The organism is Streptomyces dioscori (genome assembly GCF_003024195.1).
GTDB classification, from domain to species: domain Bacteria; phylum Actinomycetota; class Actinomycetes; order Streptomycetales; family Streptomycetaceae; genus Streptomyces; species Streptomyces dioscori.
Genome location: NZ_KZ679038.1, coordinates 793,681 through 814,228 on the forward strand (window position 1 = coordinate 793,681; position 20,548 = coordinate 814,228).

18 protein-coding genes and 1 pseudogene are annotated in these 20,548 nt (G+C 72.3%); 11 read left to right on the top strand and 8 right to left on the bottom strand.

Annotated features, from left to right (window positions below):
• Positions 1-229 precede the first annotated feature (229 nt).
• Positions 230-457 (bottom strand): hypothetical protein, encoded by a 228-nt coding sequence (locus tag C6Y14_RS03445; RefSeq protein ID WP_107014903.1) that lies wholly within the window; start codon positions 455-457, stop codon positions 230-232.
• 95 nt (positions 458-552) lie between these two features.
• On the bottom strand, positions 553-696 hold the full coding sequence (locus C6Y14_RS03450) for a hypothetical protein (RefSeq protein ID WP_225890861.1): 144 nt from the start codon (positions 694-696) through the stop codon (positions 553-555).
• Between the two features lie 514 nt (positions 697-1,210).
• On the opposite strand from C6Y14_RS03450, the gene C6Y14_RS03455 reads away from it, so the two are divergent.
• From C6Y14_RS03455 to C6Y14_RS03465, 3 genes are all read left to right on the top strand, one after another.
• Positions 1,211-1,729, top strand: coding sequence for a P-loop NTPase family protein (locus C6Y14_RS03455; RefSeq protein ID WP_107014905.1), 519 nt, complete (start codon positions 1,211-1,213; stop codon positions 1,727-1,729).
• 409 nt (positions 1,730-2,138) lie between these two features.
• Positions 2,139-5,357: an alpha-L-rhamnosidase gene (locus tag C6Y14_RS03460; RefSeq protein WP_107014906.1), complete on the top strand. Its 3,219-nt coding sequence runs from the start codon at positions 2,139-2,141 to the stop codon at positions 5,355-5,357.
• A 95-nt stretch (positions 5,358-5,452) separates the two neighbouring features.
• The gene (locus tag C6Y14_RS03465) at positions 5,453-6,568 is read left to right on the top strand and encodes an AI-2E family transporter (protein ID WP_107014907.1); all 1,116 of its coding nucleotides are present in this window, start codon (positions 5,453-5,455) and stop codon (positions 6,566-6,568) included.
• 163 nt (positions 6,569-6,731) lie between these two features.
• Here the strand turns inward: C6Y14_RS03465 and C6Y14_RS03470 are convergent, their stop codons facing one another.
• Positions 6,732-7,763, bottom strand: a complete 1,032-nt coding sequence (locus tag C6Y14_RS03470) for a medium chain dehydrogenase/reductase family protein (RefSeq protein ID WP_107015174.1) — start codon at positions 7,761-7,763, stop codon at positions 6,732-6,734.
• A 177-nt stretch (positions 7,764-7,940) separates the two neighbouring features.
• Here C6Y14_RS03470 and C6Y14_RS03475 point away from each other — a divergent pair, with 177 nt between their 5' ends.
• Both C6Y14_RS03475 and C6Y14_RS03480 read left to right on the top strand, forming a co-directional pair.
• Positions 7,941-8,600, top strand: a complete 660-nt coding sequence (locus C6Y14_RS03475) for a TetR/AcrR family transcriptional regulator (protein ID WP_107014908.1) — start codon at positions 7,941-7,943, stop codon at positions 8,598-8,600.
• A gap of 292 nt (positions 8,601-8,892) precedes the next feature.
• On the top strand, positions 8,893-10,002 hold the full coding sequence (locus C6Y14_RS03480) for a M23 family metallopeptidase (protein WP_107014909.1): 1,110 nt from the start codon (positions 8,893-8,895) through the stop codon (positions 10,000-10,002).
• Positions 10,003-10,038: 36 nt separating this feature from the next.
• On the opposite strand, the gene C6Y14_RS03485 is transcribed toward C6Y14_RS03480, so the two are convergent.
• Positions 10,039-10,647, bottom strand: a complete 609-nt coding sequence (locus C6Y14_RS03485) for a YciI family protein (RefSeq protein ID WP_107014910.1) — start codon at positions 10,645-10,647, stop codon at positions 10,039-10,041.
• Between the two features lie 250 nt (positions 10,648-10,897).
• On the opposite strand from C6Y14_RS03485, the gene argG reads away from it, so the two are divergent.
• Positions 10,898-12,352, top strand: coding sequence for an argininosuccinate synthase (argG, locus tag C6Y14_RS03490; protein ID WP_107014911.1), 1,455 nt, complete (start codon positions 10,898-10,900; stop codon positions 12,350-12,352).
• 87 nt (positions 12,353-12,439) lie between these two features.
• On the opposite strand, the gene C6Y14_RS03495 is transcribed toward argG, so the two are convergent.
• Positions 12,440-13,558, bottom strand: coding sequence for a winged helix DNA-binding domain-containing protein (locus tag C6Y14_RS03495; RefSeq protein ID WP_107014912.1), 1,119 nt, complete (start codon positions 13,556-13,558; stop codon positions 12,440-12,442).
• A 3-nt stretch (positions 13,559-13,561) separates the two neighbouring features.
• The gene (locus tag C6Y14_RS03500) at positions 13,562-14,158 is read right to left on the bottom strand and encodes a DinB family protein (protein WP_199854633.1); all 597 of its coding nucleotides are present in this window, start codon (positions 14,156-14,158) and stop codon (positions 13,562-13,564) included.
• A 133-nt stretch (positions 14,159-14,291) separates the two neighbouring features.
• Here C6Y14_RS03500 and C6Y14_RS03505 point away from each other — a divergent pair, with 133 nt between their 5' ends.
• Complete coding sequence (locus tag C6Y14_RS03505; protein WP_107014913.1) at positions 14,292-15,314, top strand: helix-turn-helix transcriptional regulator; 1,023 nt, start codon at positions 14,292-14,294, stop codon at positions 15,312-15,314.
• Between the two features lie 54 nt (positions 15,315-15,368).
• Entirely contained in the window at positions 15,369-16,379 is a 1,011-nt protein-coding gene (locus C6Y14_RS03510; protein ID WP_107014914.1) for an NAD-dependent epimerase/dehydratase family protein, read from the top strand.
• A gap of 47 nt (positions 16,380-16,426) precedes the next feature.
• On the opposite strand, the gene C6Y14_RS03515 is transcribed toward C6Y14_RS03510, so the two are convergent.
• Both C6Y14_RS03515 and C6Y14_RS03520 read right to left on the bottom strand, forming a co-directional pair.
• Positions 16,427-17,542, bottom strand: coding sequence for a sensor histidine kinase (locus C6Y14_RS03515; protein ID WP_107014915.1), 1,116 nt, complete (start codon positions 17,540-17,542; stop codon positions 16,427-16,429).
• Positions 17,535-18,449, bottom strand: coding sequence for a response regulator transcription factor (locus C6Y14_RS03520; RefSeq protein WP_225890862.1), 915 nt, complete (start codon positions 18,447-18,449; stop codon positions 17,535-17,537). The genes C6Y14_RS03515 and C6Y14_RS03520 overlap by 8 nt, the downstream gene beginning before the upstream one ends.
• Positions 18,450-18,552: 103 nt before the next feature.
• Here C6Y14_RS03520 and C6Y14_RS03525 point away from each other — a divergent pair, with 103 nt between their 5' ends.
• From C6Y14_RS03525 to C6Y14_RS45660, 3 genes and pseudogenes are all read left to right on the top strand, one after another.
• Entirely contained in the window at positions 18,553-19,275 is a 723-nt protein-coding gene (locus C6Y14_RS03525; protein WP_107014916.1) for a glycosyltransferase family 2 protein, read from the top strand.
• A complete protein-coding gene (locus tag C6Y14_RS03530; RefSeq protein ID WP_107014917.1) occupies positions 19,272-19,889 on the top strand; it encodes a TIGR04282 family arsenosugar biosynthesis glycosyltransferase in 618 nt (205 codons plus the stop codon). The genes C6Y14_RS03525 and C6Y14_RS03530 overlap by 4 nt, the downstream gene beginning before the upstream one ends.
• Before the next feature lie 20 nt (positions 19,890-19,909).
• Positions 19,910-20,422 (top strand): annotated as a pseudogene (locus tag C6Y14_RS45660) (class I SAM-dependent methyltransferase); the annotation flags it as partial.
• Between the last annotated feature and the right edge of the window lie 126 nt (positions 20,423-20,548).

The following is a 20,548-nucleotide window of genomic DNA, read 5'->3' on the forward strand; positions in this document are numbered from 1 at the left end:
CGCGCCCAGCCACAACCGGTCCGCAGCGGATGAACAAGCGGGCCGGTGTCCGTGGGCAGCCGCGCCCAAGGGCTGTCCCGTAACTCCCGGTGGATCAGCGCGCGGCGTCAGATGCGGTACATCGCAAGGCGCCGGGTCGCCCTCATACCGGGTGCATTCGGGCGATCCGGCAACGCCGCGAGGTGCCGTAGCTGTCGTCGTGCGCCCGCCGGGAGTTACGGGACAGCCCTTAGGGCGCGGAGCCCCACTCGTGCGGTCGCCCGCCGCGCCATTCCACCCAGTCGGGATCGTCCAGCAACTCGGCCGGGGAGGACAGTCCGGCAGTCTCCAGGAACACGATCAGATCGTGGTCGGAGTGGGCCAGCCCCAGGATCTCGGCCCCGCCGTCCCGGTGCACGCTCACACGTCGGCCGCCGCTCGCGGCGGGCCGGTGCACCACGATCAGTGGGCGTTCCACGGGATCCAGGGTGTCCCTCCCCCTCAGGTCGTTGCCGCCCGGTCAGGGCACGCGCGTCGCCGGGCGCAGCGCGGCAGGACGGGCGGCGGGAGCGGTCAGCGGGCCCGGGGTGCCCCCCGTCGCCGCTGGGCGGGCGGGGGCGACGGCGGCGAGAAGGTGTCGTCGCCCTCGTCCTCGTCCAGCGGCGGCAGCTCGATGGTGTACTGCGGCTGGAGGAACAGACCGTGGTGCTGGGGCACGGCGGACGAGGCCGGCGCGTCCTGAACGGGACGTGCAGGGTCGCGATGCGAAGAGGCAGGCATCCAAAACCATCCGGAGTCGGGAGTCGCGCGGATCAGAGGCGGAGCTGTCGACCGATGAGTATCGGTACCTGCTACCTCGCGCGCTACTGCCCATTAGATCCTATCGGCGCCCTGAGAACGAAAGGGCGCGGTGTGTGAAGTGCTGTGGATGGGTGATCCGCGTCTCCGGGGGACCGCTCGCGACGGAGCTCACGGGTCGCGAAGGGCGCCTGCGGGCAATCCGCCCGAGCGGCCTCACAAGCCACGTTTCAGCAGGTCAGGACTTTTTTCTGGCTGATCGGCGCCGGTGGAGTGGGGCCGGCTGGCGCGCGCACTGATCCACCGCGGGTCGCCACCGGATCGGCGGGGAGTCCAGTCGTTCCGCACCGGGTCGCGCGCCGCCGTGCGCGCCCCGGAGACCGGTGCGAAGGCCCCCGATCCGGCCTCACCGGCACCGCTATAGGCTGCGTCCGTGCAGCGGATCTTGGTGGTGGGTGTCACGGGCGCGGGCAAGTCCACGCTTGCCCGGGCGGTGGGCGAGCGTCTGGGCATGCCCTGTCACGAGATGGACACGCTGTATTTCACGGGCCCCGGCTGGGCTGTCAACGACACCTTGGTCGAAGAGGTCTCCCTCCTCACGTCCGAACCCCGCTGGATCGTCGACTCCGTCGGCTATCCCGAGGTCCGGGATCTGCTCTGGGACCGGGCGGACACCGTCCTGTGGCTCGACTACGGGAAGCGCGTGGTCATGCCCCGGGTCCTTCGCCGCTCCGTCAGGCGCACCGTCACCCGTGAGAGCCTCTTCGGCGGCAACAGGGAGACCTGGGCGGGCTGGCTGAGCAAGGAGCACCCGGCCTGGTGGGCCTGGTCCCAACACGCGGAAAGGCACCGGGAGATCGAACGCCGGACGCGCGATCCCCGTTTCGCGCCCCTCGACACGCTCCGCTTCTCCCGCCCCCGCGACACCGCGGCGTGGCTGGCGTCCGTGTGATCTGAACGGCGCGGCCCACCGAGCCCACTCGTTCCGCCCCTGGCTGCCACCGCCCTCGATCAGGTCTCCGATCCGGCCCCGCCACGCCTTCGAGGCAGCCTTCGGCACGCCGGTCGGCACCGCCGCAGGCAGGTCGGCACCACCGCGCCCCGGGCGCTTTCCGGCTCACCGACCGCTCACAGAACCACCTCCGCACCGCCGAGCGCAACCATCGCGACAGCATCGAAAAAGCACCGGCCGATTGAAACCGTTCAATCGCCAACACCCCGGCAATATCAGGCCACTCCCGGGCAGCGACCGCATCCGACGTCCCGTCAAGAATGTGTTGCACGCTCATTGACCCTCGCCCCGCACGCCCCTACGTTCACCCGCAGTGAATCGATTCATCCTTACTTCCTGAGGAGCCGCAGTGATCAGCAGGAGGAACATTCTGGCGGGTACGGCGGCGGCGATGGCCGTCACGGCGACCGCCGCCGGCACCGGATCCGCCATGGCCGCCCCCGCGTCCGCACCGGCCGGGGCAGGTGCCCGTCGCAGCGCCCTGCGCGTCACGGCGCCGACCGTCGAGTACGTGCGACACCCCCTGGGCATCGACGCACAGCACCCCCGGCTGAGCTGGCCGATGGCCTCGGACAAGCCCGGCGCGCGCCAGAGCGGCTACCGGATACGCGTGGCCTCCAGCGCCTCGCGGCTGCCGAAGCCGGATGTCTGGGACAGCGGAAAGGTCGTGTCCGACGAGTCCGTCCTCGTCCCGTACGCGGGCCCGCAACTCAAGCCGCGTACCCGGTACTTCTGGTCCGTGCGCGTGTGGGACGCGGACGGCGGCGCCTCGGACTGGAGCGAGCCGTCGTGGTGGGAGACCGGACTTCTCGACGCCGCGCAGTGGACCGCGAAGTGGGTCTCCGCTCCCCCGGTCCTCACCGACGCGCCGACGCTCGAAGGCAGCTCCTGGATCTGGTTCCCCGAGGGCGATCCCGCCACCAGTGCCCCGGCGGTCACCCGTTGGTTCCGCCGCACCCTCGACCTGCCCGACGCGGTCACGGCGGCGACGCTGGCCATCAGCGCGGACAACGTCTACACCGTCTCCGTCAACGGCACCGAAGTGGCCCGCACCGACCTGGAGACGGACCGCGACGGCTGGCGCCGCCCCGCCGTCGTCGAGGTCCTCGCCCAGCTGCGTACGGGCAAGAACGTTCTCGCGGTGTCGGCGACCAACGCGTCCGAGGGGCCCGCCGGGCTGGTCGCGACCCTCACTCTCCACACGGCGTCCGGCGAGCAGCGGATCGTCACCGACGACGCCTGGAGATCGACCGACAAGGAGCCCGCCGCCGGCTGGCGCGGCACCGACTTCGACGACGCGGCCTGGCCCGCGGCGAAGGAGGCGGCCGCGTGGGGAGCCGGGCCCTGGGGGAAGGTCGTCCCGGCGTCGTACGCGGCCAACCAGCTGCGGCACGAGTTCAGGCTCCCCCGCAAGAAGGTGGCACGCGCCCGGCTGTACGTGACGGCCCTCGGCGTCTACGAGGCCCACCTCAACGGCCGCCGCGTGGGCCGCGACCAGCTCGCGCCGGGCTGGACCGACTACCGCGAACGCGTCCACTACCAGACCTACGACGTCACCTCGCTGGTGCGGTCGGGCGCCAACGCCCTCGGCGCGTACGTGGCACCGGGCTGGTACGCGGGCAACGTCGGCATGTTCGGACCCCATCAGTACGGCGAACGGCCCGCGCTGCTTGCCCAGTTGGAGGTCGAGTACACCGACGGGACGCGCGAGAGCGTCGTCTCGGACAGCGACTGGCGGGCCGCGGCCGGGCCGATCGTCGCCGCCGACCTGCTGAGCGGTGAGACGTACGACGCGCGTAAGGAGACGGCAGGTTGGACCTCTCCCGGCTTCGACGACGGGGCCTGGCTCGACGCGGTGCGCACCGCCGCCGACGCCGTCCCCCCTCGGATCGAGGCCCAGGTGGACGGCGCGGTCCGGGTGGCCAAGGAACTCGCGGTCCGGAAGGTGACCCAGCCCAAACCGGGTGTGTACGTCTTCGACCTGGGCCAGAACATGGTCGGTTCGGTACGGCTGCGGGTCTCGGGAGCGGCCGGCACGACCGTCCGGCTGAGGCATGCCGAGGTGCTCAACTCCGACGGCACCCTCTACACGGCGAACCTGCGGACCGCCGCGGCGATCGACACGTACACGCTCAAGGGCGGTGGGCGGGAGACGTACGAGCCGCGGTTCACCTTCCACGGGTTCCGCTATGTCGAGGTGACCGGGTATCCGGGCACTCCCTCGGCGGGGGACCTCACCGGGCGGGTGATGCACACGTCCGCGCCGTTCACGTTCGACTTCGAGACCGATGTCCCGATGCTCAACACCCTGCACAGCAACATCACCTGGGGGCAGCGCGGCAACTTCCTCTCCATCCCGACGGACACTCCCGCGCGGGACGAACGCCTGGGCTGGACGGGTGACATCAACGTCTTCGCGCCGACGGCCGCGTACACGATGGAGTCCGCCCGGTTCCTGACCAAGTGGCTCGTGGACCTGCGCGACGGGCAGACCGCGGAGGGCGCCTTCACGGACGTGGCACCGATGGTGGGCACGGTCGGCAACGGTGTGGCGGGCTGGGGCGACGCGGGTGTCACGGTCCCCTGGTCGCTGTATCAGGCGTACGGCGACCGGCAGGTCCTGGAGGACGCGTGGTCCTCCGTACAGGACTGGCTGAAGTACCTGGAGAGGAACAGCAGCGGGCTGCTGCGGCCGGCCGCCGGTTACGGGGACTGGCTGAACGTCGAGGACGAGACGCCCAAGGACGTCATCGCCACCGCCTACTTCGCCCACAGCGCCGACCTCGCGGCCCGTATCGCCAAGGAACTCGACAAGGATCCCGCCCCTTACACCGACCTGTTCGGGCGTGTACGCGAGGCGTTCCAGAAGGCCTATGTCACCGCCGAGGGCCGGGTGAAGGGCGACACACAGACGGCGTACGTGCTCGCCCTGTCGATGGACCTGCTGCCGGACGGGCTGCGGACGGCGGCGGCCGACCGGCTCGTGGCGCTGATCGAGGCCAGGGACTGGCATCTGTCGACTGGTTTCCTCGGTACGCCCCGGCTGCTGCCCGTGCTCACCGAGACCGGGCACACCGATGTGGCCCACCGGCTGCTCGCGCAGCGTTCCTATCCCAGCTGGGGCTACCAGATCGACAAGGGCTCCACCACGATGTGGGAGCACTGGGACTCCATCCGGCCCGACGGCAGCTTCGAGGACCCGGGCATGAACTCCTTCAACCACTACGCCTACGGGTCGGTGGGCGAGTGGATGTACACGAACATCGCCGGTATCGCGGCGGGCCGGCCCGGCTACCGCGAGATCGTCGTCCGGCCGCGGCCGGGCGGGGGTGTCACCTCCGCCCGCGCCACGTTCGCCTCGGTCCGCGGCCCCGTCTCGACCGATTGGCGGCTGAGGTCCGGCACGTTCGTCCTGACGTGCTCCGTGCCGCCCAACACCACCGCCGAGGTGTGGATCCCCACGAAGGCTCCCGGCAAGGTCACCCACACCACCGCGGCCTTCCTGCGCAGTGAGGACGGCTGCGCGGTGTACCGGGTCGGTTCCGGCACCCACCGCTTCAGCGCGTAGCACGGCCGTCACGCAGCGGCGTCCAACACACCTCGGGCGCCGCCGCGTTGGCGGGGCGCCGCGGAAGCGCGGTGGCCTGCCCATAAGGTGCTCGCATGTCTGCCTCGTTGAGTTCCGCCAGATCCCGCGCCGCGTTGCGCGCATCGGCGCGTATTTCCGTCGAGCTGCTGCTGGTTCTGGTGATGACCGCGGTGGCTCTCTGGCTCCTGGGCCAGATGTGGTCCGTGGTCTGGCCACTCATAGTGGGTCTTCTGCTGACCACACTCACCTGGCCCGTGGCCCGCTTCCTGCGCCGGCGCGGATGGCCTCCCGCGCTGGCGGCCTCCTTGGTGACCGTGCTGTTCCTGGTGCTCGCTGCCGCGGTGGTCGCGCTGATCGCGGTTCCGGTGGCCTCCCAGTCCGGTGATCTGACCGATGGGGTCGTGGACGGTGTGCACAAGGTCCGTGACTGGGCCGCCGGACCGCCGCTGAACATCGAGGACGCCCAGATCTCGGGTGCCGTGGACAGCGCGGTCGAGCGTTTCCAGAAAAGCGCCGGGAGTATGGTCGGCACGGTCGTCTCGGGTGTGAGCGCCGTGGTCGACGGCCTGGTCACCGCCGTGCTGGCGCTGTTCCTGATGTTCTTCTTCCTCAAGGACGGCCCGCGGTTCCTGCCGTGGCTCGCCCGCCAGCTGCCCGGCCGGCTCGCCGTCGACGTCCCGACCGTGGCCTCGCGCACCTGGGACACCCTGGGATCGTTCGTACGCTCGCAGGCTGCCGTGGGGCTGCTCGACGCCGTCTTCATCGGTATCGGCCTGTGGGTCGTGGACGTGCCACTGGTGCTCCCGCTGGCGGTGCTGACCTTCGTCTCGGCGTTCGTGCCGATCGTGGGCGCCCTGTTCGCCGGCTTCGTCGCCGTGCTCATCGCCCTGGTGTCGAACGGTCTGACGGACGCGCTGATCGTGCTGGCGATCATCATCGCCGTGCAGCAGTTGGAGGGCAACGTCTTCCAGCCCATGATCCAGAGCCGTGGCCTCGGACTGCACGCGGCGGTGATCCTGCTGGCGGTGACGCTCGGCGGCAGTCTGGCGGGCGTGGTGGGCAGTCTGCTCGCCGTCCCCGTCGCCGCGATGATCGCCGTGTTCTGGAACTACCTGCGCGAGCAGCTCAGCGAGCCGCCGGAGGAACCGGACACCCGGGAACCGCGGACCGACGGCGCCGTCCCCTCCTGAGGGGCCCGGACACACGCCGCGGCCGGCCGGGCGCGGCCACGCGCCCGGTCGGCCCTGCTGCGGCCACGCGCGCGGCCGGCCCCTGCTGCGGGCGCACGGCCGACCGGGGCACCGGCGGTCACCGGAGCGGCGAACGCCTGTGCCGGGAGGACGAGTCGACCGCCTACGGATTCAGTACGACCTTGCCGGCGACGGTGCCTGATTCGGCCAGGCGCAGGGCCTCGGCGGCCCGGACGAGCGGGAGTTGGGCGGCGATCTGGGCCGCGACCTCCCCGCGCCGGTACGCGGCGAAGACCTGGGTGAGGTCGGCGCGCAGCCGGGCCCGGAACCGGTTCCTGGCCAGGGCCCGCCCCGCCCAGACGTTGAAGAAGTAGGCGCGGCGGCGGTTGGGCAGCGTGTTCCACAGCCACACCCGGCCGAGCAGTTTGAACACGGGCCACTGCTTGGAGCCCTCGTCGTCCCGGGTGGACGCGCTGCCGTAGGAGACGAGCGTCCCGCCGGGCGCGAGGAGGCGCCATGAGTCGACGACGCCCCGGCCGCCGATGTGGTCGAAGACGGCGTCCACTCCGCCGGGGGCGAGCTGCCGGACGCGTGCGGCGACATGCTCCGTGCGGTAGTCGACGGGGACGACACCCTTCGCGAGGAGCCCCTCGTGGTGGCGCGCGGACGCGGTGCCGATCACCTTCACGCCCGCGGCCCGGGCGAGCTGAACGAGGACCGAGCCGACACCGCCGTTGGCGCCGTGCACCAGGATGGTCCGTCCGGCGCGGACGCGTGCCTTGCGGTGCAGCATCTGCCAGGCGGTGATGCCGTTGACCACCAGGGTCTCCGCCTGCGCCGCGCCGATCCCGTCGGGCACCTCCACCACGTCGGCCGCGTCGACGAGGACATGGGTGGACCAGCCGCCGACCTTGAGCAGGGCCGCCACGCGGGTGCCGGCCAGGCCCGGCTCGACGCCCTCGCCCGTGGCCAGCACCGTCCCGACCAGGTCGTAGCCGGGCACGAAGGGGAACGGCGGCTGGTCGTAGTAGCGGCCCCGGCGCATCTGCTGTTCGGCGAAAGAGACCCCGGTCGCCTCCATCCGGACAAGTACCTGGCCGGGACCGGCGACGGGGACGGCTCCGCGCCTGATCTGAAGCCCTTCCGGCGCCACCTTGCCCGGCAGGACGACCTCGACGAGTCCTTCGGCGTTCATGACGACCTCCATGGCATCGCACTCAACTGCGCTGCGCTTGATTGACTGCTTCTCGTGTTCGTTAGAAGTTGTAACGCAACGAGGGCGCTAGAGTCAATAATGTTGGTGATAGCCTCTAACTAAATAAGATGTACGCACACGACCGCAGGCACAGGCAGACACGGAAGGCGGTAGGCCATGACGGACACGGGCACCGAGACCCCGCGCGAGCGCTACCGCGCCCAGGTGCGGGCGGAGGTCAAGGCGCACGCGTGGGAACAGCTCGCCGCGGCGGGGGCCTCCGCGCTCTCCCTCAACGCGATCGCCAAGCGGATGGGCATGAGCGGACCCGCGCTCTACCGGTACTTCGCCAACCGCGACGAACTGATCACCGAACTCATCCGGGACGCGTACCGCAGCCTCGCCGACACCTTCCGCGCGACCGCCGCCGCTGCCGGCCCCGACGCGTCCGCACTGGCGCACGCCCTGCGCGACTGGGCCCTGCAGGACCCGCACCGCTACTTCCTCGTCTACGGCACGCCCGTACCCGGCTACCACGCGCCCGACGACATCACCGACATCGTGCGCGAGATCATGGCGACCCTGCTCGACGCCTGTGCCGCGCTGCCCTCGGACTCCCCCGCGACGCCGTTCGGTTCGCATCTCGCAGAACACCGGCGATGGGCGGGCGACCACCCGGCCGAGCCCGCGGCCCTGCACCGCGCGCTGACCTTCTGGACCCGGCTGCACGGCGTGCTCTCCCTGGAACTCGCGGGTCACTTCACCGGGATGGAGTTCGACCCCGCGCTGTTCTTCGCGGCCGAGCTGGAGGGGCTGACCAACGCGTCGGCACCCTGACCCGGAAGGTCTGCCCGTTCGGGCAGACGCCTGTGCCTCTGCGCCTCGTGCCACCCGCGGGGGCGGCCCGTTAGCCTCGTGCGCGTGAGCACCATGACCACAGTGATCGCCGCGGAACTCAGCGCGGCGCAGGGGGAGTTCGCCGGTGATTGACGGCCGGTTGAACGACACGGGGGCGGCCGGCTCGCGAACGGCGCCGGCCGGCGGAAGCGAAGCCGAGGACACAGCCGGGAGAGCATCCCGGGAAGCAGCAGCCGGGCCGGCAGCCGGAGCAGCTGTCGAAGAGCAGGCCGTGGAGCCGGTTGCCGGAGCAGCGGCCGTGGAGCCGGTCGGGGAGCCCGAGCAGCAGAGCTCGAAGCGCGCCCGTCGCGGCCCGGGCCCGTTCACGCTGCTCGTCCTGCCGGGGCTGGTCGCCCTGGTGGGGGTGGCGGGCTTCCTGGCCTACAACGGCGGTCTCGACGACGCCTGGCCCCAGGGTTCCGACCCCGACCCGACCGCCACGACCCGCGTGGACGCCTCGTACATCCCCTGGCTCCGCAAGGCGGTCGCGGACTGCAAGGTCGTCAAGCCGTCGGTGCTCGCCGCCCAGATCGACCGGCTCTCCGGCTGGAGCAACGACACGGGAGCGCTGTCGGGCGAGAAGGGCATCGCCGCGTTCACGGACGCCCAGTGGAAGAAGTGGGGCAAGGACGACGACGGCAACGGCCGCTCCTCACCCCGCGATCCGGCGGACGCCATGATGGCGCTCGGCCGGCAGGACTGCTCCCTCGCCGAGAGGGTGACCGACCTCAGGACCGAGGGAACCGTCACCGGGGACCTGGTGAACCTCACCCTCGCCGCGTACGCGTCGGGCACGGACGCCGTGGTGAAGGCGGGACGCGTACCCGGCGACGCGGAGGCCTACATCGACGAGGTGAAGTCGCTGTCCTCCCACTACGAGTCGGTCGACCGGGAGAGTTCGGGCAGCGGCGGCGCCGTGAACCAGGTGCCGGGCGCCGTACTGGCCGCGCCGGTCGGCAACCTCACCGTCACCTCGCCCTACGGATCGCGCGAACACCCGCTGACCGGGGTCACGAAACTGCACACCGGGGTCGACTTCGCCTCACCCCAGGGGGCGCAGGTCTCCGCCGCGTCGAAGGGCCAGGTCGTGTTCGCGGCGATGACCAAGGCGTACGGCAACCGCGTGGTGATCGACCACGGCACCATCGACGGCAAACGGCTGGAGACGACGTACAGCCATCTGCTGGCCCTGCAGGTCTCCGTCGGGCAGGCGGTGGACGCCGGGACGCCCGTCGGGCTGGTCGGCTCGACCGGTCTGTCCACCGGTCCCCATCTGCACTTCGAGGTGGTTCTCGACGGGTACTACACCGATCCCCTGCCATGGCTCAGGCCCAGCACCTGAGCCGGGCGGTTCCGGCGCGCGGACGGGCGGCGGCATTCACTCGGCGGCGGGTCGCCCGCCGAACCGCCAGTCGTGGATCTCGACGTCCCGGTACAGCCCGCCCCGGGCGTACGGTTCGTTCGCCATCATGGCTTCGGCGGCGTCCCGGTTTGGCAGTTCGGCCAGCAGGGCCGTGCCCATCCAGTCGGTGCCGTCCTGGGAGAGCAACGGGCCGTAGGCGATGAGGCGTTCATGGTGGTCGCGGTCGAGATGGCCGTGGTGGGCCGCCTCCAGGGCATCGCGGGCCGCGGTCGCGCCCGGCACCCCGTGCGCGATGATCAGGAAGCGCCGGAATCCAGGCTTCCCGGTCCCGTACTGCCACATCGTGCGGCCGAGGGTGTTCTTCCAGCGGCGTATCAGGACGTCCTCGTAGACACCGGCCCGGTAGTTGGGCTCGTCGAACGCGAATCCGTGCGCGGCTGCCGCGTCGGGGAGGTCGACGATGTGCATACTGCCGGTCGCCGTCTCGCCGTCGGCGCCGAGCGTGGGGCCGCGCGCGATCATCTCGTCGGCGTACCGGTCCATGAACGCCCAGTGCGCCTCGTTCAGCTCCCACCGCAACGGCATGGATCCGGGCCGGTCACGGCAGTAGAAGAAGTACTCCATCCCGCCTCCGCACCTCGCACTCCCCAGGTTCACCCGTTCGGCCGCGCCGGGCGGCAACGGATCGTACCAACGCCTGTTCCACGCGGCACGAGATACGGCACGGAATACGGTACGTACGCGGCCCGGGTGCGGTCCGGGTGCGGTCCGGAGTTTCGGCGGACGGCGGCCGACAGCGGTCGGCGTCCACGGGTCCGCGCCCGCCTCCCGACCCCTCGTTGCATGTTCATGCGAGGTGATGCATAATCTTCCTATGTCTAAGGTCCTTACCTCCCTTCCCGCCGGCGAGCGCGTCGGTATCGCCTTCTCCGGCGGACTCGACACCTCGGTCGCGGTCGCGTGGATGCGCGACAAGGGCGCCGTTCCGTGCACCTACACCGCCGACATCGGCCAGTACGACGAGCCCGACATCGCCTCGGTGCCCGGCCGCGCCAAGGCCTACGGTGCGGAACTCGCGCGTCTCGTCGACTGCCGTGCCGCGCTGGTCGAGGAGGGGCTCGCCGCGCTCACCTGCGGGGCGTTCCACATCCGCTCGGGCGGGCGCGCCTACTTCAACACCACGCCGCTGGGCCGTGCCGTCACCGGCACCCTGCTGGTGCGGGCGATGCTTGAGGACGACGTCCAGATCTGGGGCGACGGCTCGACCTTCAAGGGCAACGACATCGAGCGGTTCTACCGGTACGGACTGCTCGCCAACCCGCATCTGCGGATCTACAAGCCCTGGCTGGACGCGGACTTCGTGACCGAGCTCGGCGGCCGCAAGGAGATGTCGGAGTGGCTGGTCGCGCATGACCTGCCCTACCGCGACAGCACGGAGAAGGCGTACTCCACCGACGCCAACATCTGGGGCGCCACCCACGAGGCCAAGACTCTGGAGCACCTGGACACGGGCGTCGAGACCGTCGAGCCGATCATGGGTGTCCGGTTCTGGGACCCCGAGGTCGAGATCCTCACCGAGGACGTGACGATCGGCTTCGACCAGGGCCGCCCGGTCACGATCAACGGCAAGGAGTTCGCCTCCGCCGTCGATCTGGTGATGGAGGCCAACGCCATCGGCGGCCGGCACGGCATGGGCATGTCGGACCAGATCGAGAACCGGATCATCGAGGCCAAGAGCCGCGGTATCTACGAGGCGCCGGGCATGGCCCTGCTGCACGCCGCGTACGAGCGCCTGGTCAACGCGATCCACAACGAGGACACGATCGCCCAGTACTACAACGAGGGACGGCGCCTCGGCCGGCTGATGTACGAGGGCCGCTGGCTGGACCCGCAGGCCCTGATGGTGCGCGAGTCGCTGCAGCGCTGGGTCGGCGCGGCCATCACCGGCGAGGTGACCCTGCGGCTGCGGCGCGGCGAGGACTACTCGATCCTCGACACCCGCGGCCCGGCGTTCAGCTACCACCCGGACAAGCTCTCCATGGAGCGCACCGAGGACTCGGCGTTCGGCCCGGTGGACCGGATCGGCCAGCTCACCATGCGCAACCTCGACATCGCCGACTCGCGCGCCAAGCTGGAGCAGTACGCCGGGCTCGGTCTGATCGGCACCGGCAGCCCCTCCATCGGTGCCGCGCAGGCGGCCTCGACCGGGCTGATCGGCAGCATGCCGGAGATGCCGCAGGGCGGCGCCGAGGCCATCGCCTCCCGCGGCGAGGTCTCCGAGGACGACGAGCTGCTGGACCGCGCGGCGATGGAGTTCGGCACGGACTGATGTCCCGCCGCGGCTGGATGGATGACTGATGGGCGGGCCCGGCGCTGTTGGCGCCGGGCCCGCCCATCAGCCGGTTCGGCGTCCGGATCAGTGGGGCGCCTCCGTGATGCGGATGTCGTGGGTGCCGCCGTCGGACAGGAACGCGGCCAGCGCTTCCCCCTCGGCGGCCACGGCGGTGCGGTCGGTCCGGGAGAAGCCGTACAGCGGGGTGACCGTCACGGTGTCGTCCTTGCCGACGGTCCAGGTCGCGGCGACCCGCCCGTCGACCAGGACGACCCGCTCCCCGGCGACCGACAGACCGCGGTGTGCGTCGTCGATGATCCGGCCGCGGTCGTGGTAGCCGAGGATCGCGTTGTCGAACGCGGGCAGGAAGCGCACCGGGGCCGGGGTGTCCGGGTCGGGGCGCGGCGCGTCGGGCAGGTCCAGCAGCTCCCGGCCCCGCTCGTCACGGAAGGCGACCAGCTCTCCGCGTACGGCCGCGACCGCGGCGGGCAGACCCGCGAGGCCGCACCAGGCGCGCAGGTCGGCCGAGGCGGCGGGGCCGAACGCGGCCAGATAGCGCCGGACCAGCGCCTGGCCCACCGGATCGGAGCCGTCCCCGTCCGGCGGGTCGGCCTCGCGCCCCAGCCAGGAGGAGAGCGTCACATTGCGTACGCCCGCTCTCGTCCGCCAGAGCCCGCGTGGCGGGAGCTGCGCCATCGGGACGAGAGCGGCGATCAGCATTTCGCCCAGTGGCCTCGGCCCCGGGTCCGGCCAGCGCTCCGCGACGGCCCGCGCCAGTTCGGTCATGGTGCGGGGCTCGCCGTCGGCCATGACGGCCCGGCCCGCCGCCGCGAGCTCGTCGAGGTCCACCCCGGCGAGCTCCCGGCGGTAGGTCCCGAGCACCCGCTGGCGCAGCATGGCCGTGTGGCGGCCCCGCCAGGCCAGGGCGTCGTCGGCGGTGACGAGGTGGACGGTCCGGCGCATGAGGTGGGTGCGCACGACCTCCCGCCCGGTCAGCAGGTCGCCGAGCGCCGCCGGGTCGAACGCGGACAGCCTGGACCAGAGCCCGACGAACGGCTCCTGCGGTTCCTGCGCCTGCAGCCCGCCGAGGTGGGCGACGGCGTCGAGGACCGGCAGGCCGGCACGGTCGAGCAGCAGCTGCCGGGCCAGCGTCGCGCGGTTGAGCGCCCGGGTGCCGAGAACGGGAGCGGTCGAAGTGCCCACCGCTCAGGTCGACTTCTGGCCGTCGAGGGACTCGCGCAGGATGTCCGCGTGGCCGGCGTGCTGGGCGGTCTCCGCGATGACGTGGATCAGCACCCGGCGGGCGCTGTGCGCCGACCCCGGCTCGTTCCAGGGCGCCTCGGGCAGCGGGTGCGTCACGGACAGGTCGGGCAGACCGGCGACGATCTCCTCGGTCCGGGCGGCGATCTGCTCGTACCGTTCGACGATCCCGGCCAGCGTCTCGCCGGGCAGCATCCGGAAGTCGTTCTGGCGGTCGATCGCCCACTTCGGGAACTCACGTGCGGTACCGGACATGAAGTCGGCCCAGGTGACACCGTCCGGCAGGTCGAAGGACATCGCCGACGGGCCCTCGACGACGAAGCGCAGCCAGCTCTCCTCGGTGGCCGCGACATGCTTGATCAGCCCGGCCAGGGACAGCGTGCTGACCGTCGGACTCTGGCCGGCCTGTTCGTCACTGAGATCGCGGACCGTGGCGGTCAGAACGGCCCGGACGGTCGCGAGTTCGGCGAGCAGGTCGCTCCGCTCGGCGTCGAGGGCGGGCCGGGTGGTGTTCGTGGCGGTCACGTCGCTCACGTCGGTCATGGTGATCGCGTCCTTCTTGTCGTCGGGGTTCTCGTCGTCGAGGTTCGCGCTCCGGCCGTCTCCGTCGGGCACAGGAAGACAATGTCAGGGGAAGCGGTCAGGGAGTGTCCGCTACTCCGTGCACCATGGAGGCATGCCGAAAACATCAGCGCGACTGCTGTCCCTGCTCTCGCTGCTCCAGGCGCGCCGGGACTGGCCCGGAGGGCTGCTGGCCGAGCGGCTGGACATCAGCCCGCGCACCGTGCGCCGCGATGTCGACCGTCTGCGCGAACTCGGCTATCCCATCGTCGCCTTCAAGGGGCCGGACGGCGGGTACCGCCTCGACGCGGGTGCGGAGCTGCCGCCGCTGCTGTTCGACGACGAGCAGGCCGTGGCCCTCGCCGTAGCGCTCCAGATCGCGACCGTCTCCGGCGCCGGGATCGGGGAGGCGTCGGTGCGTGCCCTGGCCACCGTGCGGCAGGTCATGCCCGCGCGACTGCGCCGCCGGATCGACACCCTGCAGGTCACCGCCGTCGAGCGGCCCGTGTCCCGGCGGGCGCCGCAGCTCGACAGCGGTGTGCTTCTGACGCTCGGTGCCACCGTCCACGCCTGTGAGGTCCTGCGTTTCGACTACACCCCGGCGGCCACGACGGCTCAGGCATCCCGGGAGCCCGCAGCGGCCCCGGCGCCTCCACGCAGGGTCGAGCCCCATCACCTCGTCACCTGGGGCGGACGCTGGTATCTCGTCGCCTGGGACCTGGAGCGCGAGGACTGGCGGACCTTCCGCGCCGACCGGATCACCCCGCGCGTCCCCACCGGCCCCCGCTTCGTCCCGCGCGAGCTGCCCGGCGGTGACGTGGCCGCCTTCGTGGCCGCCAAATTCCGGGGCTCCGACGGCTCCGGTGACTGGCCCTGCCGGGGCGAGGTGATCCTCGACAGGCCCGCCTCCAGCGTGGCCCAGTACGTGCACGACGGAGTCGTCGAGGCGCTCGGACCGGAACGTTGCAGGGTCACCCTCGGTTCGTGGTCCTGGGTCGGCCTGGCCGCCACCATCGGCCGCTTCGACGCCGGCATCGAGGTCGTGGGCCCACCCGAGCTCAGGGACGCGTTCGCCCAGCTGGCCCGCCGCTACGCCGACGCCGCGGCCGACCGGGAGCGACCTCTTACGGACCTGTGACGTGGGGCGCGTACCCCTGCTCCTGGGCATGGCGGCGGACCTAGGGTTCGGCGCATGCGCGTACTGGTCACCGGCGGTGCCGGGTTCATCGGGTCCCATGTCGTCGAGGCACTGCGGGCGGGCGGGCACGAGCCCGTGGTGTTCGACGTACGAGCCGCACGAGGCGCGGGCGGCGGTGACGTCCGCGACCGCGCCGCGGTGTCCGCGGCCCTCTCCGGGGTCGACGCGGTCTGCCACCAGGCGGCGATGGTCGGCCTGGGCAAGGGCGTCGCGGACGCGGCCGAGTACGTCTCCCACAACGACCTCGGCACCGCCGTGCTCCTGGCGGCGATGGCGGAGGCCAGGGTGCGGCGGCTCGTCCTGGCCGGGTCGATGGTCGTGTACGGGGAGGGCCGGTACTCCTGCGCGCGGCACGGCGGGGTGCGCCCCGGGCCGCGGTCGGCCACCGATCTGACGGCGGGCCGCTTCGAGCCGCGGTGCCCGTCCTGCGGCGCGGACCTGGTGCCTGGTCTGGTCGGCGAGGACGCCCCGGCCGACCCCCGCAACGTGTACGCGACAACCAAACTCGCGCAGGAACACCTGGCCGCGGCGTGGGCACGGTCGACGGACGGTACGGCGGTCTCGCTCCGGTACCACAACGTCTACGGGCCCGGGATGCCACGCGACACCCCGTACGCCGGTGTCGCGTCCTTCTTCCGTTCGGCGCTGGCCCGAGGTACGGCTCCCCGTGTCTTCGAGGACGGCGGCCAGCGCCGGGACTTCGTGCATGTACACGATGTGGCGGCGGCCAATGCGACGGCGCTGGAGGCGGATACGGCGGGCGGCGCGCTGACCGCGTACAACGTGGGGAGCGGGGAGCCGCACACGGTCGGTGAGATGGCGCGGGCGCTGGCCGGCGCGCACGGCGGGCCCCAGCCCGTGGTGACCGGGGAGTTCCGGCTGGGGGACGTACGGCACATCACCGCGGACTCGTCCCGGCTGCGGACCGGGCTGGGGTGGCGGCCCGAGGTCGGATTCGCGGAGGGGATGCGGGAGTTCGCGGGGGCGCGCCTGCGGGGCGAGTGAGCCGGGTACGCAAGTGGCTCACCGACTTCGTCTGTTGCCGCTCACTCTCAGGTTCCGGTCGCCGCGGGCAGGGTCACTTCGAAGCGGCAGCCGCCGGAGATGTTGCGCACGGTGGCGCGGCCCCGGTGGGCCTCCACGATGCCCTGGACGATGGCGAGTCCGAGGCCGGCACCGGCCGGGGGCGTGCGGGCGTCGGAGCCCCGCCAGCCCGTGTCGAAGACGCGCGGGAGGTCCTGCTCGGGAATGCCGCCGCAGCCGTCGCTGACGGACAGAACGACTCCGTCGGCCGAGCGGGCGGCGGCCACCGCGACCGTGCCGTCGGCCGGGGTCCGCCGGATCGCGTTGACCAGGAGGTTGCCGAGGACCCGGCTCATCTCCTTGCCGTCCACCTCGACCGGCACCGGTTCGACGAAGTCGCCCACCAGCCGTACGCCGTGCCGGCGGGCGAGCGGGTCCGCTCCGGCGAGGGCGTCGCTGACCAGGTCGTACAACGACATGCGGGACAGGGACAGCGCGAGTGTCCCGGCGTGGATGCGGGAGAGTTCGAAGAGGTCGCCGACCATGTCGTTGAGGTGGTCGACCTCGGTACGGATCTGGCGCAGATAACGCTGGGGGTCGGTCGCCACGCCGTCCTCCAGCGCCTCCGACATCGCGCGCAGCCCGGCGAGCGGGGTGCGCAGGTCGTGCGAGATCCAGGCGACGAGTTCGCGGCGGGAGGACTCCAGGGCGCGCTCGCGCATCCGGGACTCGGCGAGTCTGGCGCTGGTGGCCGCCAGTTCACGGCTGACCTCCGCGAGTTCGGCGGTCGCCGGGGCGTCGGGGGCGGTGAAGTCGCCGCCGTCGCCGAAGGAACGGGCGGCCACGGCGAGTTCGCGGCTGCGGGCGACCACCCAGCGGCCGAGCAGCAGCGCGGTGGCCATGGAGACGACGGCCGCCATTGCGACGACCGTGGTGACCACGCTCAGATCGTGCGCGGACAGGAACATCGCCTGCGCCACGGCCAGCGTTCCGGCGAGCATCGCGGTCACCGCCACGGCGACCACCACGGCGAGGGACACCGTCAGCGAACGGCGCCGGATCAGCCGCAGCGCACCCGCTCCGGCCAGCCCCGCGGCGGCGGCACCCGCGAAGGCGTACAGGGCGATCAGCAGCATCTTAGGCATGCTCCGCCTCCCCCTGACGGCCGTCGTCGACGGTGGGATCCGGGCGGTTCTCACGGGTGAGGGCGGGGTCGCCTGCGGCGGGGCCGGGGGTGTCGCCGGTGAGGACGGGTGCGTCGCCGGTGCGACCAGGGGCGCCACCCGTGAGGGCGGAACCGACGGCGCCGCCCGTGAGGGTGGGTGCGGCGCCCGTCGGGTCGAATCGGTAGCCGACGCCCCATACCGTCTGGATCAGCCGGGGCCTCGCGGGATCGTCCTCGACCTTGCCGCGCAGCCGCCGGACGTGCACGGTCACGGTCGACAGGTCACCGAAGTCCCACCCCCACACCTCGCGCATCAGATCCTCCCGGGCGAACGCGCGGCCCGGATGGCGCAGGAGGAAGGCCAGCAGGTCGAACTCCCGCAGGGTGAGGGCGAGTTCCGTGCCCTGCTTGGAGGCGCGGCGCGCGGCGGGATCAACGGTCAGCCCGGCCGCGCTCAGTGGCCGTGCGGCGACGGCGGGCCGGGTGCGGCGCAGCACCGACTCCACCCGCAGCACCAGTTCGCGCGGGCTGAACGGCTTGGTGACGTAGTCGTCCGCGCCCACTTCGAGACCCATGATCCGGTCGTCCTCGTCACCACGGGCGGTGAGCATGATGACGGGCACGGGTCCGCGTTCGCGCAGCCGCCGGCACACCTCAAGGCCGTCCATGCCGGGCAGCATCAGGTCCAGGACCACGAGGTCGGGCCAGTGCGCTGCGGCGCGCGCGAGCGCGTCGGGGCCGTCGCCCGCCCGGTCGACGCCGTATCCGGCACGGTCGAGGTATCCGGAGACGACCTCGGCCACGGTGGGGTCGTCGTCGACCACCAGGATGCGGGCGGTCTGCGGGGCGGCGCGAGGAGCCGGTGTCGGTTCGTGCGGCTGGTGCATGCGCCAAGCCTCGCACCGCGCTGTCCCGCGTGCCGCCCCCGCACCCCGACGTCCCTGTTTCGTAAGGACCCGATGCCCGAAATGCGTATTTCGCGTTCGTAGGGTGAAGGGCGTGACAACCCCTCCCGCCCCACCTCCCGTCGACGTGGTCCTCCCCTGCCTGAACGAGGCCGAGGCCCTGCCCTGGGTCCTCGCCAGGATCCCGCCCGGCTGGCGGGCCCTCGTCGTGGACAACGGCTCCACGGACGGCTCGGCCGACATCGCCCGCGCTCTCGGCGCACACGTCGTCGACGAACCGCGCCGCGGCTTCGGGGCCGCCTGCCACGCGGGACTCGCCGCCGCCACCGCCGACATCGTCTGCTTCTGCGACTGCGACGCCTCGCTCGATCCGTCGCTCCTCATCCCCTTCGTACGCCAAGTACGGTCGGGTGAGGCCGACTTGGTGCTGGGCAGACGCCGCCCGGAAGGCCGGTCCGCCTGGCCCGCCCACGCCCGGGCCGGCAACCTCGCGCTCGCCCGGCTGCTGCGCCGCCGCACCGGGCTCCGGCTGCACGACCTCGGTCCGCTGCGCGCCGCGCGCCGCGAGTCCCTGCTGGCCCTCGGGCTCACCGACCGGCGCAGCGGCTATCCGCTGCAGATGGTCGTGCGCGCCGCCGACGCGGGCTGGCGGATCGCCGAGCACGACGTGCCCTATCTGCCCCGTACCGGCGCCTCCAAGGTGACCGGCACCTGGCTCGGCACCTGGCAGGCCGTCCGGGACATGAGCCGCGTACTGGCCGAACCCACCCCTTCACTCCCAGCCGCCCCAGGAGGCACCCCCCGATGACCACCCTGCTCGTCATCGCCAAGGAGCCGCTGCCGGGGCGGGTCAAGACCCGGCTCACTCCGCCGTTCACCCCCGCGGAGGCCGCGGCCCTCGCCGGGGCGGCCCTCGCCGACACTCTGTACGCCGTGGCCACCACGCCCGCCATCCGCCGGGTACTCGTCCTGGAAGGGGCGCCGGGCCCCTGGCTGCCGCCCGGCTTCGACGTCGTACCGCAGTGCGACGGGGGTCTCGACGAGCGGCTGGCCGCGGCCTTCGCCGGCTGTGACGGCCCCACGCTGCTCATCGGAATGGACACACCTCAGGTGACACCGGCCCTGCTCAGCGTGGACTTCACGCACTGCGACGCCGTCTTCGGTCCGGCCGAGGACGGCGGTTTCTGGGCACTGGGGCTGGCCGAACCCGACCCTCGGCTGCTGCGCGGCGTGCCGATGTCGACGCCCGCCACCGGGGCCGTGCAGCGGGCCCGGCTCATCTCCGCCGGGCTGCGCGTACGCGACCTGCCGCCGCTGCGGGACGTCGACACGGCCGCCGACGCCGAGGCGGTCGCCGCGCTCGTGCCGCAGGGCCGTTTCGCCGCCCGTCTCGCGGAACTCACGGCGGTCGCCGGCCGATGAACCGACCCGTGAACGGACCCATGAACGAATCCCCGGTGGCCGACTCCGCAGTGGGCGGCCTGGTCCCGGCGCCCGCCCAGCCCGCCTGGGCCGGCGCCGACCCGTACACCCGCGCGCTGCGCACCGGCCGCGGCCCCCTCTTCCTGCGCCGGGCCGACGGCTGGCTGCTGCCGTTGGAGGTGGAACGCTGGTGTGCCCGCGCCGACGCGGTGGACCTGGAGATCCTGGGCCGGTGCGAGGGTTCCGTCCTCGACATCGGCTGCGGCCCGGGCCGGCTCGTCGCGGAACTCGCCGGGCAGGGACGGCGTGTCCTCGGCATCGACGTCAGCGCGGCGGCCGTCAGCCGGACCACCCGGCTCGGCGGCCCCGCCCTGCGCCGCTCCGTCTTCGAGCCGCTCCCCGCCGAGGGCCGCTGGGACACCGCCCTCCTCGTCGACGGCAACATCGGCATCGGCGGCGATCCGCGCGCGCTCCTCGCCAGGCTGACCGACCTGCTGGTCCCGGCCGGGCTGCTGATCGCCGAGACCGTGCCGATGGACGTCGACGAGCGCGTCCGCGTACACATCACGGACGCGCGCGGCGCCGACGGCCCCGGCACTCCCCCCACACCGGGTACGCCGTTCCCCTGGGCCCGGATCGGAACGCGCGCCCTGATCCGG